This window comes from Kitasatospora aureofaciens (assembly GCF_019192735.1).
Lineage (GTDB): Bacteria > Actinomycetota > Actinomycetes > Streptomycetales > Streptomycetaceae > Kitasatospora > Kitasatospora aureofaciens_A.
The window spans coordinates 1-13,129 of record NZ_JAHTKP010000107.1 but is presented as its reverse complement, the minus strand read 5'-3'; the positions used below and the strand labels follow the sequence as shown (position 1 = coordinate 13,129).

At 73.2% G+C, this 13,129-nt stretch carries 12 protein-coding genes, 3 tRNA genes and 2 pseudogenes; 15 read left to right on the top strand and 2 right to left on the bottom strand.

Going from position 1 to position 13,129, the window contains the following annotated elements; genetic code table 11:
• Positions 1-249 (bottom strand): annotated as a pseudogene (locus KV557_RS40300) (hypothetical protein); the annotation flags it as partial.
• A gap of 307 nt (positions 250-556) precedes the next feature.
• Here KV557_RS40300 and proB point away from each other — a divergent pair.
• From proB to KV557_RS40275, 5 genes are all read left to right on the top strand, one after another.
• Positions 557-1,693 carry a glutamate 5-kinase gene (proB, locus tag KV557_RS40295; RefSeq protein WP_218207022.1) on the top strand — a complete coding sequence of 379 codons (1,137 nt, stop codon included), beginning with the start codon at positions 557-559 and terminating at the stop codon, positions 1,691-1,693.
• 168 nt (positions 1,694-1,861) lie between these two features.
• Positions 1,862-2,386: a hypothetical protein gene (locus KV557_RS40290; protein ID WP_308130306.1), complete on the top strand. Its 525-nt coding sequence runs from the start codon at positions 1,862-1,864 to the stop codon at positions 2,384-2,386.
• A gap of 112 nt (positions 2,387-2,498) precedes the next feature.
• Positions 2,499-3,821, top strand: coding sequence for a glutamate-5-semialdehyde dehydrogenase (locus tag KV557_RS40285; protein ID WP_218207020.1), 1,323 nt, complete (start codon positions 2,499-2,501; stop codon positions 3,819-3,821).
• Positions 3,822-3,910: 89 nt separating this feature from the next.
• Positions 3,911-4,507 (top strand): SCO2584 family spore wall biosynthesis protein, encoded by a 597-nt coding sequence (locus KV557_RS40280; RefSeq protein ID WP_218207018.1) that lies wholly within the window; start codon positions 3,911-3,913, stop codon positions 4,505-4,507.
• A gap of 113 nt (positions 4,508-4,620) precedes the next feature.
• Positions 4,621-5,682: an SCO2583 family membrane protein gene (locus KV557_RS40275; RefSeq protein WP_218207017.1), complete on the top strand. Its 1,062-nt coding sequence runs from the start codon at positions 4,621-4,623 to the stop codon at positions 5,680-5,682.
• Between the two features lie 76 nt (positions 5,683-5,758).
• On the opposite strand, the gene KV557_RS40270 is transcribed toward KV557_RS40275, so the two are convergent.
• The gene (locus KV557_RS40270; protein WP_218207016.1) at positions 5,759-6,850 is read right to left on the bottom strand and encodes a M48 family metallopeptidase; all 1,092 of its coding nucleotides are present in this window, start codon (positions 6,848-6,850) and stop codon (positions 5,759-5,761) included.
• A 257-nt stretch (positions 6,851-7,107) separates the two neighbouring features.
• On the opposite strand from KV557_RS40270, the gene KV557_RS40265 reads away from it, so the two are divergent.
• The 10 genes and pseudogenes from KV557_RS40265 to KV557_RS40220 all read left to right on the top strand — a co-directional run.
• Positions 7,108-7,254 carry a hypothetical protein gene (locus KV557_RS40265; RefSeq protein ID WP_218207015.1) on the top strand — a complete coding sequence of 49 codons (147 nt, stop codon included), beginning with the start codon at positions 7,108-7,110 and terminating at the stop codon, positions 7,252-7,254.
• A gap of 151 nt (positions 7,255-7,405) precedes the next feature.
• Positions 7,406-7,561 (top strand): hypothetical protein, encoded by a 156-nt coding sequence (locus tag KV557_RS40260; protein ID WP_218207014.1) that lies wholly within the window; start codon positions 7,406-7,408, stop codon positions 7,559-7,561.
• 124 nt (positions 7,562-7,685) lie between these two features.
• Entirely contained in the window at positions 7,686-8,318 is a 633-nt protein-coding gene (gene nadD / locus KV557_RS40255; protein ID WP_218207013.1) for a nicotinate-nucleotide adenylyltransferase, read from the top strand.
• Between the two features lie 91 nt (positions 8,319-8,409).
• Positions 8,410-10,191 (top strand): LCP family protein, encoded by a 1,782-nt coding sequence (locus KV557_RS40250; RefSeq protein ID WP_218207012.1) that lies wholly within the window; start codon positions 8,410-8,412, stop codon positions 10,189-10,191.
• Positions 10,192-10,351: 160 nt separating this feature from the next.
• Positions 10,352-10,810, top strand: a complete 459-nt coding sequence (rsfS, locus tag KV557_RS40245; RefSeq protein WP_218207011.1) for a ribosome silencing factor — start codon at positions 10,352-10,354, stop codon at positions 10,808-10,810.
• Positions 10,807-11,454, top strand: a complete 648-nt coding sequence (locus KV557_RS40240) for a histidine phosphatase family protein (protein ID WP_218207023.1) — start codon at positions 10,807-10,809, stop codon at positions 11,452-11,454. Before rsfS ends, KV557_RS40240 begins: the two co-directional genes overlap by 4 nt.
• 147 nt (positions 11,455-11,601) lie before the next feature.
• Positions 11,602-11,674: transfer RNA gene (locus KV557_RS40235), tRNA-Ala, on the top strand.
• A gap of 40 nt (positions 11,675-11,714) precedes the next feature.
• A tRNA-Ala gene (locus tag KV557_RS40230) sits at positions 11,715-11,787 on the top strand.
• A gap of 301 nt (positions 11,788-12,088) precedes the next feature.
• A tRNA-Ala gene (locus tag KV557_RS40225) sits at positions 12,089-12,161 on the top strand.
• A 112-nt stretch (positions 12,162-12,273) separates the two neighbouring features.
• Positions 12,274-13,129 (top strand): annotated as a pseudogene (locus KV557_RS40220) (hypothetical protein); the annotation flags it as partial.

The window sequence follows — 13,129 nt, the reverse complement described above, 5'->3', positions numbered from 1 at the left end:
GGCGGCACCGCCCGCAGCGGCGCCGGTGGCCGCGCCGGTCGGGGCGGCCGAACCGCCGGTGGCCGCACCGCCAGTGGCGGCACCACCGGTGGTGGCGCCGCCCGTGGCCGCGGAGGTCGGCGCCGGAGCGGCGCCGGTGGAGCCGCCCGAGGCCGCGGGGTCCGAGTTGTCCGGACCGCAGGCGGCGAGCGAGAGGGCGGTCGCCGCTGCCAGGGCGGCGACGGTCAGCTTCGTGGTGTACGAACGCATGGTGCGCTAACTCCTGGGCGCGCTACCGCGAACCGTTGCCGGCCTGCCCAGTGCGGCGCCGCCCGATGACAGAAGTGTCGAAGAAAAGTGGGTCCAGCGGGCAAGAAGCCGTCCCCCGATCTGGCTTTCGGTCAGGGACCATACCAGCCATCCGGATTGACGGCCGGGCTGTGGCCAGGCCGTGACGGGGCCGGGTCCAGCCGGTGAAACACCCTGCGGCCGACCTGCACGGATCGCGTAGATTTCGGGGGTGACGGCCGGGCCGGGCCCGCCGTACCCGCACCACACCGGAAGGGCGTACAGCGAGATGAGCGAGGACTCACTGCGGGAGGAGGTGCTGACCGCGCGGCGGATCGTCGTCAAGGTCGGCTCCTCCTCACTCACCACGGCGACCGGCGGCCTGGACGCCGACCGGGTCGACGCCCTCGTCGACGCGCTCGCCAAGGTGCGCGGCCGCGCGGACGCGCCCGAGGTGGTCCTGGTCTCCTCCGGCGCCATCGCCGCCGGGCTCGCCCCGCTCGGCCTCGACAAGCGGCCCAAGGACCTGGCCCGCCAGCAGGCCGCCGCCAGCGTCGGCCAGGGCCTGCTGGTCGCCCGCTACACCGCCTCCTTCGCCCGGTACGGCATCCGGGTCGGCCAGGTGCTGCTCACCGCCGAGGACGCCAGCCGGCGCGCCCACTACCGCAACGCCTACCGCACCCTCGACCAGCTGCTGGCGATGGGCGCGATGCCGATCGTCAACGAGAACGACACCGTTGCCACCGCCGAAATCAAGTTCGGTGACAACGACCGGCTGGCCGCGCTGGTCGCCCACCTCGTCCGGGCCGACCTGCTGGTGCTGCTCTCCGACGTCGACGGCCTCTACGACGGCGACCCGTCCCGCCCCGGCACCAGCCGGATCGCCGAGGTGGGCGGCCCGCACGACCTCGACGGCATCGAGATCGGCAGCGCCGGCAAGGCCGGCGTCGGCACCGGCGGCATGGTCACCAAGGTCGAGGCGGCCCGGATCGCCACCGGCGCGGGCATCCCGGTGGTGCTCACCGCCGCCAGCCAGGCCGCCGACGCGCTGGCCGGCCGGCTCACCGGCACGCTGTTCCTGCGCACCGGCAGCCGCACCTCCGACCGGATGCTCTGGCTGGCGCACGCGAGCAGCCCGCGCGGCGCCCTGCACCTCGACGCGGGGGCCGTCCAGGCGGTCGTCTCCGGGGGCGCCTCGCTGCTGCCGGCCGGGGTCACCAAGGTCGACGGGGAGTTCACCGCGGGTGATCCGGTGGACCTGATTGCCGAAAACGGCCACATCGTGGCGCGCGGACTGGTCAACTTTGATGCGAGGGAGTTGCCCCGCCTGCTCGGCCGGTCCACCCGCGACCTGGCCCAGGAGCTCGGCGCCGCGTACGAGCGGGAGGTCGTCCACCGCGACGACCTGGTCGTCCTGCGCGGCTGACCGGCCGGTGGGCCGGGTGCCGGCCGATCGGCCGAGTCCGGCCGGCGGGCCGCTCCGTACCGGGAGCGGCCCCGGCCGCGGGCGAGGAGGGGTGCAGCCGTACGCGCCGGCCGAGGGCCGGCGGGGCCGGTGGGGGACGACAGGACATCGCCGAACAGGAGGCCGCCGGTGGAACGCATGCGCGAGGCAGTGCTGACCGGAGAAACGGCGGGCCGGCGGCTGACCAGCATCGACGGCGGACGCGGGGACGGCCCCGCCGAGCCGTCCGGTCCGCCGCCGCAGGGGCCCGGCGGGGTGCGCAGGCTGCGGCCGGACCGGCGGGACGCGGGGGATCTGCCCACCGTGCCGGAACAGGCCCGGCTCTGGCACGTGGTGCTGAGCGTGGCCGGGCAGGTCACGCCGCTGTCCTCGCTGCGCGCCTCGCTGGAGCAGCTCGCGCACGACCACTCGTTCTTCCTGACCGCCCGGTACGCCGCCGACCACGCGGAGATCCGGTACTGGGAGCAGGCCAGGGACCTGCACGACGCGGCGGCCATCGCGCTGCGGCTGTGGGGCGAGCACAAGGTGACCTCGAACCTGCCGCCCTGGGAGATCGTCGGGTTGGAGGTCGTCGACCGGGCGACGTATCACAAGCGGGTGGCGGAGGGTTTCGGCGATCCGCCGCCGCACCTGGGCGGGGTCCATCCCTATTGATCGGATCGTCTCACCGGTAATCGGGCCGCCGGGTCGTCCCACCCGTGATCGGGCCGTCTCATCGGGCGAAATAGCGGGTCGGCGGCCGTGGCGCAGTCGCTACCCTTGGCGCATGACCAGTGACCTCGCCACCGCCGACAGCCCTGTCCTCGCCGTAGCGCGCCGAGCCCGGGAGGCCGCCGCCGCGCTCGCCCCGCTGCCGCGCCGGGCGAAGGACGACGCGCTGCTGGCGATCGCGGACGCCCTGGTCGCCCGCAGCGCCGAGATCACCGCCGCCAACGCGGAGGACGTCGCCCGGGCCCGCGCGGCCGGCACCGCCGAGTCGGTGATCGACCGGCTCACCCTCACCAACGAGCGGATCGCCGCGATCGCCTCCGACGTGCGCGACGTGGCCGGCCTGCCCGACCCGGTCGGCGAGGTGGTCCGCGGCTACACCCTGCCCAACGGCCTGGACGTGCGCCAGGTGCGGGTGCCGCTCGGCGTGGTCGGCATCATCTACGAGGCCCGGCCGAACGTCACCGTCGACGCCGCCGCGCTCTGCCTCAAGTCCGGCAACGCGGTGCTGCTGCGGGGCTCGGCCTCCGCCTACCGGTCCAACACCGCGCTGATCGCCGTCCTGCGGGACGCCGTCGTCGCCGCCGGGCTGCCCGCCGACGCGATCCAGCTCGTCCCCGGCGAGAGCCGCGACTCCGTCCAGGAGCTGATGCGCGCCCGCGGCCTCGTCGACGTGCTGATCCCGCGTGGCGGCGCCTCGCTGATCCGTACGGTCGTCGAGGGCTCCACCGTGCCGGTGATCGAGACCGGCACCGGCAACTGCCACGTCTACGTCGACGCGCAGACCGACCTGGCGATGGCCGTCGGCATCCTGCTGAACTCCAAGGCCCAGCGGGTCAGCGTCTGCAACGCGGCCGAGACGCTGCTCGTCCACCAGGACGTCGCCGACGCCTTCCTGCCGCTCGCCCTCGCCGCCCTCGCCGAGGCCGGGGTGACCGTCCACGGCGACGACGCGGTGCTCAAGGCTGCCGAGGGCAGCGCCACGACCGTGGTGCCCGCCACCGACGAGGACTGGGGCGCGGAGTACCTCTCGTACGACCTGGCCGCCGCCGTGGTGCCCTCGCTGGACGCCGCCGTCGCGCACATCCGCCGCTGGTCCTCCGGCCACACCGAGGCGATCGTCACCACCTCGCAGGCCGCCGCCCGGCGCTTCACCCAGCTGGTCGACTCGACCACGGTGGCCGTCAACGCGTCCACCCGCTTCACCGACGGCGGTGAGTTCGGCTTCGGCGCCGAGATCGGCATCTCCACCCAGAAGCTGCACGCCCGCGGCCCGATGGGCCTGCCCGAGCTGACCAGCACCAAGTACATCGTCACTGGTGACGGGCATGTCCGCGGAGAAGCGACGCAGACCGTGGGCGGGGCCGCCGACGCGGGCTGAGTGGGGCGGACGTGGCCTGTGTCACACCTGTGACGGACCAACTGCGAGGAGCCACAGACAAATCGCCCGCCCGGTAATACGCTGAATCCGTGGCTGAGGATGTGGGGGGCTTGCCGTACCCCGACGGCGCCGACCACGGTGGTGCGGACGACGAGTTCGCCACCGTGGTCTTCGATGAGGCCTTCGTCCGGTCCGCCGCCGTGCACGAGCCGACGGCCAAGGAGCGGCAGCTCGCCGCTGCCGAGGCCAGGTTCGAGCCGGACACCGCGGGCCCGGGCTGGGGGTATGAGGTCCCGGCCGGAGACGGGCTGCCGCTGGAGCTGCGCCCGTACCCGAGCGGGCTCGACGAGGACCACCTCTACCCTGACCCCTGGTCAGGCCCGGGCCGGGCGACCGGCCGGTCGGGCCGCCGCCGGGGCAGGCGGGGCGGTTACGACCCGGTCCGTGCGCGCGGGCGCTACGTCGCCCAGCAGCGCTGGCACCGGCCGGTGGCCTGGGTGCTCGCCGTGATCATGGGCGTGAGTCTGGTGGCGGTGGCCGTCGCGGCGATCTACCAGGGCGCGGGCGGCGCTGCCGGCGCACCCCGGCGGCCGGAGTCCGGCAGCAGCAGCGCCGGGGTCGATCCGACGCCCGCGCCGGCTTCGCCCGCCGAGCCGTCGCTGGTGGTCACAGCCCCGGCGGGGTAGCCGGGGGTCACGGCCCTCGGGGTCGTGCGTCCGGGGCGGGCGGTCACGGAGCGTTTCCGGCAATCTGTGTGAGCACCCTCGTGGCGGGGCGAGCGGGCGCCTACCCTGGTGGTGTGGGTGACCCGCGAGAGCCTCCGGAGGGTACGCCCGACGGTGGGCCCGGAAACGAGGACGAGTACCGGTCCGTCGTCTTCGACGAATCGTTCGTGCGGGCTGCCCGGATCCAGGAGCTCTCCGCCCGGGAACGGCTCTCCGGCTCCTTCGGCCGGGCCACCCGGCCCCGGGTGCGGCTCGGCCCGCTGGGCACCGTGCCCCGCCAGGCGCTCGCGCTGCTGCTGCTCATCCTGCTCGCCTTCGCGGCCGCGGTGTACTTCGGCGTCAGCTCGCCCAAGGGCACCACGGCCCGGCCCGAGGGCAGCCAACTGACCGTCAGTCTGGTCTCGTTGAGCCCGGCTTCGGTCGTCAGGCCGGTCGCGGACCCGGCGAATCCGTTCGCCGCGCTGCCGGTCGGGTACAGCGACGGCGCGATCGGCCTGGGGACCCCGGCCGGGGCCGCCACCGAGCACTTCAGCCGGGTCGAGGTGACCAAGGCACTCGACACCGTCCAGCGCTACCTGGTCGCCTCCTCGCTGGCGCCGGCCACCCTGGTCCAGGGCGCCACCGCGGACGTGCGGGCCTTCGTCACCCCCGGCGAGCAGGCCCAGTTCGACGCGGGCGTGGCGCAGCCCGTCGACGACCGGCACCACGCGGTGACCGGGTGGATGGTCCGCTTCGACCCGGCGCAGGTCGCGCTGGCGAGCGACACCGTGAAGGTGGCCGGCGCGATGCGGATCGACGAGGCGGACAGCGGCACGCTGCAGATCACCACCGACCACACCTTCGTCTACGCGCTGAAGCCGGCCGGCGCCCCCAGCGGCGCGCCGGTCACGCTGGAGACCGTGCGGCGGCAGCTGACCTTCGAGTTCGACCGGATCGACCTCGGGTCCGCGCAGCTGCGGCTCGTCGACTCGGTGATCCAGGCCGGTCCTGAGCCCTGCACGACGTCCATGGCGGGCTTCCTCCAGCCGGTGCTCGCCACCCCGCAGGGCGCGCCGGTCCCGGCCCCGCCGGCGGTCGACCCGGGCAACCATGCGCACCCGGCCTGGCAGGTGTGCGGGGTGCTGACGGGGAGCTGAGGACTGACGGTGAGCCGAGGAAAGGCCGACGGCCGGTGACCCGGATCCGGGTCACCGGCCGTCGATGGCTCTCGGGTTACGAGTCGCTGGAGTCCTTGGACGACGAGCCGCTGCCTCCGGTGCTGCCGCCGCCGTTGCCGCTGCCGCGCGAGGCGCCGGTGAAGGTGTCGCGGAGCTTGCCGCCGACGGTCGCGGCGCCGCCGGCCACGTCCCGGATCAGGCCCATCAGCGGGTCCTTGCTCTCCTTCACCGAGGTCGTGTAGTGGTCGGCGGCGGCCTTCCACTGCTCGGTGACCGAGGTGTCCGGGTCGTCCGTGCGGCGCGGGTAGGCGCCGGCCAGGATCGAGCGGTACTCGTCGCTCTCCGCCCACTTCTTCAGCTGGGCGACCCGGACCACCGCGAACGGGTGGCTCTGCGGCAGCACCTGGAGCAGCTTCAGCACACCGTCGCGCAGGTCGCCGGCCTTCTCGTACTCGTCGGCCTGCTCCAGGAACGCGTCCACGTTCATCTCGGCCAGGTTGTGCCCGCCGGCCAGCTTCATCAGGGCCCGCATGGACGCCTGGAGGTCCTGCCCGGCGAGCAGGCCGGCCCGGTCGCTGGACAGCTCGGCCTTGCGGAACCACTCCTTGAGCGCGGTGACGATCGCCATGATCGCCAGGTTGCCGAGCGGCACCCAGGCGATCCGGGTGGCGATGTTGGTGAGGATCAGCATCATCGTCCGGTAGACCGCGTGGCCGGACATCGCGTGGCCGACCTCGTGACCGACGACCGCGCGCAGCTCCTCCTCGTCCAGCAGCTCGACCAGCCCGCTGGTGATGACGATGATCGGGGTGTCGATGCCGATGGTGTACGCGTTGACCGTCGGGTCCTGGGTGACGTACAGGTCCGGGACCTTCTCCAGGTCGAGCACGTAGGCGGCGTCGCGCACCATGTCGTACAGCTCGGGGAACTGCCGCTCGGAGGTCTTCACGGCGGTGGCCAGGAACATCAGCCGGATCGCCCGCTCGGACACCAGGCCGGCCAGCTTCTTCAGGACGTCGTCGAAGCCGGTCAGCCTGCGCAGCGCGACCAGGGCGGAGCGGTCGGCGGGGTGCTCCCAGGCGCGGGTGGAGATCTCGGGGAAGCGCTGGCGGCGCCGGCTCGGGGTCTTCGCGGTGGTGTCGGTCATGTCTGAGTACCTCCCTGGTCGACGGCGGCCCCGGCCGACGGCCGGCCCCCGCTGGTCTTCGCCTGCAACGACTGCATGTGCAACGTCCGTGGTTGCGTACTCGTCCCCGGGGGCCAGCCTACGCGCGCCGGAGGGGCCGGTGGCGGGTGCCGGAGGGCGGTGGCGGGCGCGGGTGTGAGGCCGGTTTACCCTGAATGCCCTGGAGAACCGAGACCGGACCCGGCCGCGGTACCGAGCAGTTCTGAGGAGCCCCGCAGATGTCCACCGACGCGCTTGTCACCCTGGCCGCCCCGATCTCCGACGAGCCCGGCCCGGGCCTGTTCCTGCGGATCATCGTGATCGCGTCCTTCGTCGGCGTCGGCCTGCTGGTCTGGATCATGGCGCGCGCCTTCCGCGGCAACTAGAGCCCGGCCCCGGCCCGCAGGCTCACGCCCGGTCAGCGGCGGTGGGCCGCCGAGCGGTTGCCGGACAACCCCCCGTACGATGACGGGTGGGCCCTCACCGGCCCGGAACCACCCCAGGTCCGTTCACCGAGCCGAGAAGGTCCCGCCGACCATGAACACTGCTGCCGCACTTCCCGTCCTGAACCTCATCGCCGAGGGCGAGGGGGGCAACCACGACAGCCTCAACCCGTACCTGACGGGTGGCGCCGCACTGTTCATCCTGCTGCTCCTGCTCTTCCTGACCACCCGCTTCAACCGGGACCGCTGAGGCCGGGCCAGGGGCCGCTCGGGGAGCGTCCGGCACACCTGCCGGCCGCTCCCTCACGTATGTCCGGCCAGCCCCCACACGGGTGTTCCCGCACCGTAACGGGCGTCGCGTAAGGTGTGGCGGCATGGGAGAGCAGGCCGGGATTCCCGGCGGACCGGAACCGGTGAAGAAGCGCCTCGGCGTGATGGGTGGCACCTTCGACCCGATCCACCACGGCCACCTGGTCGCCGCCAGTGAGGTGGCGAGCGCGTTCCACCTGGACGAGGTGATCTTCGTGCCGACCGGGCAGCCGTGGCAGAAGAGCGACCGCCACGTCACCCCGGCCGAGGACCGCTACCTGATGACGGTCATCGCCACCGCCGAGAACCCGCAGTTCTCGGTCAGCCGGATCGACATCGACCGCGAGGGTCCGACGTACACCGTCGACACCTTGCGCGACCTGCACGCGCTGCACCCCGACGCCGACCTCTTCTTCATCACCGGCGCCGACGCGCTCGCCCAGATCCTCTCCTGGCGCGATTCCGACGAGCTTTTCTCGCTCGCCCACTTCATCGGGTGCACCCGACCGGGGCACACTCTGTCGGACGCCGGGCTTCCGGTGGGCGGGGTCTCCCTGGTGGAGGTCCCGGCGCTGGCCATCTCCTCCACGGACTGCCGCAACCGGGTCGCCAAGGGCGAGCCGGTCTGGTACCTCGTCCCGGACGGCGTGGTCCGCTACATCGACAAGCGGGCGCTGTACGCGCCGCACCGGACCTGACCAGGAGCGTTTGCGTGAGCGAGCAGAGCGAGCGAGCCATGGAGAGGTGCGTGTACCGCGAAGCGACCGCCGAGCGCAGCGAGGTGGGCGCATGAGTGATCGCAGCGGCGGCGGCGCACAGCAGCCGGACGACTGGTCCACCGGGCAGTACCAGCAGTACCAGTACCAGCAGCAGCCGGTGCAGCAGTACGACCAGTACGGGCAGCCGATACAGCCGGTGCAGCCCGGGCAGGCGTACGTCCAGGACCCGTACGGCGGTTACCAGGACCAGTACCAGCAGCCGTACCAGGCGTACCAGCAGCAGCCGGTGCAGGCTCCGCAGCAGTACGACCAGCAGCAGTACGACCAGTACGGGCAGCCGGTGCAGGCGCACCAGCAGCAGGGGGGCTACGGGTACCAGGAGCAGCAGCAGTACGGCTACGACGGCTACCAGCAGCCCTACCAGGCCGCGCCGCAGCCCGTGGCGGAGCCCGAGCCGGTCGCCCCGGCCCCGGCGCCCGCCCCCGTGCCGCCGCGTCCGCGCGCGCCCCGGCCGGCCGAGGCTGCGCCGGCCAGGCCCGCGCAGCCGTCCGAGATGGTCGGCGGCAGCCGCACGCCCAAGGGCGGCGCCAAGGAGCCCAAGGACGACTACGCCACCGACGAGTTCACCTTCGTCGACGAGGAGGCGGAGGAGTCCGAGGACGTCATCGACTGGCTGAAGTTCGCCGAGTCCCGCAGCGAGGTGCGCGCCGAGCGCCGCCGTCGGCTGCGCAACCGGCTGATCGGCCTCGGCGTCGTGGTCGCGCTGGCGGCGGGCGGCATCGGCGGCTACCTCTGGTTCACCGGTGACAAGCAGACCGCGGCCAAGGCGGCCGGGCCGCGCCAGGTCAACGTGGTGCACCTGCGCGACCTGCAGGGCAAGGTGTCCAGCGCGCTGCTCGTCAACGACTCCGCCGGCGGCAAGGGCACCGTGCTGCTGCTGCCCGACACCCTGCGGCTGCCCGGCCCCGGCGACCCGCCGGTCGCCACCGTCGGCCAGGCGCTGGACCCCGTCATGGGCGCCTCCGCCACCCGGGACGGCCTGGCCACCGTGCTCGGCGCCCCGGTGGCCGGCACCTGGCGGCTGGACACCCCGTACCTGGAGATGCTGGTCTCCCAGCTCGGCGGCGTCCGGGTGGACACCAACGCCGAGACCCACGAGGGCGGCAAGCCGGACGGCAAGCTGCTCGGCGCGGCCGGCAAGAACACCCTGCTGAACGGCAAGGCCGCGGTCGCCTACGCCACCCTCCAGGCGCCGGGCGAGAACCGGGACGCCCAGCTGGCCCGGTTCGGGCAGGTCATGGACGCGGTGGTGCGCACCATGCCGACGAACTTCAACGAGGCCAAGGACGACGTGCACCGGATGAACGCGGTGCTCGACCCGTCGCTGCCCGAGGACGCCCTCGCCGGGGTGCTCGCCCAGCTCGCCCAGCAGGCCAAGGACGGCCACTTCGGCACCACCACGCTGACCGTCAAGCCGGACGGCACGCTGGACGAGGCCACCGCGGGCAAGCAGGTCAAGGACGTGCTCGGCGGCACCGTGAAGTCCGCGACCTCGGCCGACGCCCCGGCCCGGGTCTCGATCCAGGACGCCTCCGGCAACGACCAGGCGGCGGCCGCCGCGCAGATCCAGATCGTGAACGCGGGCCTGACCTTCATCCCCGGCGGCGCCAAGACCGCCGCGCAGCCGGCCAGTGAGATCCGCTACACCGACGACGCCCGGCAGGCCGCGGCGAAGTCGCTGGCGACCAGCCTCGGGCTGCCGGACACGGCGGTGAAGAAGGTCGGCGACGCCCAGAACGCCGACCTGGTCGTCGTGCTGGGCAAGGACTACCAGCCGCCGAAGGGCCAGTAACGGTGATCGCAGGCCGGACGGCCCCGGAACGCCGTGTGGTCGCGAGGAGCTGAGCGGCCCCGGAAAAGCGTTCCGGGGCCGCCCGGGCGGCGTGAGATCCTGGAAGGCGATCCCGGCTGCGCGCCGGGGCCGCCCCACGCCCCCGAGCCGGAAGAACACCGTGACCGTCACCGACCACAGCCAGCAGCTCATCACCGTCGCCGCGCAGGCGGCCGCCGACAAGCTGGCGCACAACATCATCGCGTTCGACGTCAGCGAGGTGCTGTCGATCACCGACGCCTTCCTGATCGCCTCCGCGAACAACGACCGCCAGGTCCGGGCGATCGCCGAGGAGATCGAGGACCAGCTGCGCGAGCAGCTCGACATCAAGCCGGTGCGCCGCGAGGGCGAGCGCGAGGGCCGCTGGATCCTGCTCGACTACCTGGACATCGTCGTGCACGTCCAGCACTCCGAGGAGCGCTCCTTCTACTCGCTGGACCGGCTCTGGAAGGACTGCCCCGAGCTGCCGCTGCCCGAGGACGCCCTCGCCTCGCGCAACCGTCCGGACGCCCACGCCGACGAGGCCGGCAACGCCGTCGCCCCCGCCGACGACTTCGGCAAGCCCGAGGACCGGTTCTGAGCCGGGACGCGCGGGGCCCGCGCATCGTCTTCTGGCGACACGGCCAGACCTCCTGGAACCTCGAATCGCGCTTCCAGGGCACGACCGACATCGAGCTGACCGGGCAGGGCGTGCTGCAGGCGCAGCGGGCCGCCCGGCTGCTCTCGGGGCTCCGCCCCGACCTGCTGATCTCCTCCGACCTCAAGCGTGCCAAGCGCACCGCCGAGGAGCTGGCCAAGGTCACCGGCCTCGACGTGCAGCACCACGAGGGCCTGCGGGAGACGTACGCGGGCTCCTGGCAGGGCCTGACCAACGCCGAGATCCGGGCTCGCTACCCGGAGGAGTACGCGACCTGGGCGGCCGGCGAGCCGGTGCGCCGCGGCGGCGGCGAGCTGTCCAGCGAGGTCGCCGACCGCTCGGTGCCGGTGGTGCTGGACGCCGTCGACAAGCTGGCGGAGGACGGGACGCTGGTCGTGGTCAGTCACGGCGGGACGATCCGCACCATGCTCGGGCGGCTGCTCGGCCTGGAGCCGGCGCTCTGGGAGTGCTTCGGCGGGCTGTCCAACTGCTGCTGGTCGGTGCTGGGCCGGGGGGCGCGCGGCTGGCGTCTGCTGGAGCACAACGCGGGTACGCTCCCGCAGCCGGTCATCGGCGATGACACCTGAGCGGTGGCGGCGACACCTGAGCGGCGGGGTCCCGGTGCGGGCCCCGAAGGGGCGGATTTCGCAGTTCCGGGCCTGACCAGCTAGAGTCTTCCTCGTTCGCACGGAGGGAACGCGGCCCGGAAGGGAAGCGGGAGATCCGGTGAGTGCGGGGCTATAGCTCAGTTGGTAGAGCGCTTGCATGGCATGCAAGAGGTCTGGGGTTCAATTCCCCATAGCTCCACTCCGCACCAGCGGCCCTGTTCACGGGTCGCACGTGTCGCGGGGCTATAGCTCAGTTGGTAGAGCGCTTGCATGGCATGCAAGAGGTCTGGGGTTCAATTCCCCATAGCTCCACAGCTGACGAGAGGCCGCCACCCACTGGGTGGCGGCCTCTCGCGTTTCGCGGGCACCGGGTTCGAGGGCGTCGGGATCGGGGGTGCCGGGATCGGGGGTGCCGGGATCGACGGGCTCGAACCACCGGTACCGGTGCGGCGGGAGGCCGGCGGTCGTGACGGGCCTTCACCCGCGGGGCGGTCCGACGGGCCGGACCTGCGCTGCTCCGGATACGGATTCGTGGAGCACCCCCGTGACCGTGTAAAGTAGTCGATGTCGCCGAGGGAAACCGGACGGAAACCCCGGTGACATCGCGGGTCGAGGGGCTATAGCTCAGTTGGTAGAGCGCTTGCATGGCATGCAAGAGGTCTGGGGTTCAATTCCCCATAGCTCCACAGAAGTTGAGGGCCGTCTCCCGAATCGGGAGGCGGCCCTTCGCCGTTTCGCCGTCCGATCGCCTGTGCATGCCACCGGCACGGGACCCGGAAGGACCGCTACCGTCGTGCCATGGCGGATCTGGAGCGACGGCGGAACGAGGAACTGGCCCGGATACTGCACCAGCTCGGCTGGAGTCCGGAACGGCTCGCGCGAGAGGTGAGCCTCGCCCTGCCGCCCGGCCTGGCGATCAGCTCCACCGCTCCCTACAAGTGGCGCGACCGCGGCATGGTGCCGCGCAGCCCGCACGACCAGGCGGTCTGCGAGGTGCTCAGCCGCACCCTCGGCATCGCCGTCACCTACGAGCAGCTCTGGGGCCGGATGGGCGGCCACCGCGGCGCCAAGATCCTCTCGCCCCGGCTGCTCACCGACCCGTGGACCGCCGACACCGCCCAGACCGCACTGCGCGAGGCGGCCACCGACGCCGGGCCCGTCCGCCTCACCGACTTCTTCCGCAGCGCCGACCTCGACCAGGCCGCCGACCGGCTCTCCTCCCCGCCCCCGCCCGTCGGAGGCGGCGAGGGCGCCCTGCGGATCGACGCCGGGCTGGTCGGCGAACTCGGCCTCTCCTACCGCAGCAAGCAGCGGCTGGAACGCTCCTGCGGCGGCGGCCTCGTCCTCGGCCCCACCCGGGCCGAACTCGCCATGGTGGCCAAGCTGCTGGAACTCGGCGCCTACGACGAACGGCTCGGCCGCGACCTCTACGGCCAGGCCAGCCGCCTCGCCCGGCTGGCCGGCTGGGCCGCGTACGACCTCGGCCACGACGCCGCCGCCCAGCGGGCGTTCGTCGCCGGGCTGCGCGCCGCCCACGTCAGCGGCGACGCCCGGCTCGGCGTCGGCGTGCTCGGCGCCCTCGTGGCGCTCGCCACCCAGGGCGCGGGCGGGCGCGGCCTGGACGCCGTCACCGCGCTGACCGCGGCCCTCGCCG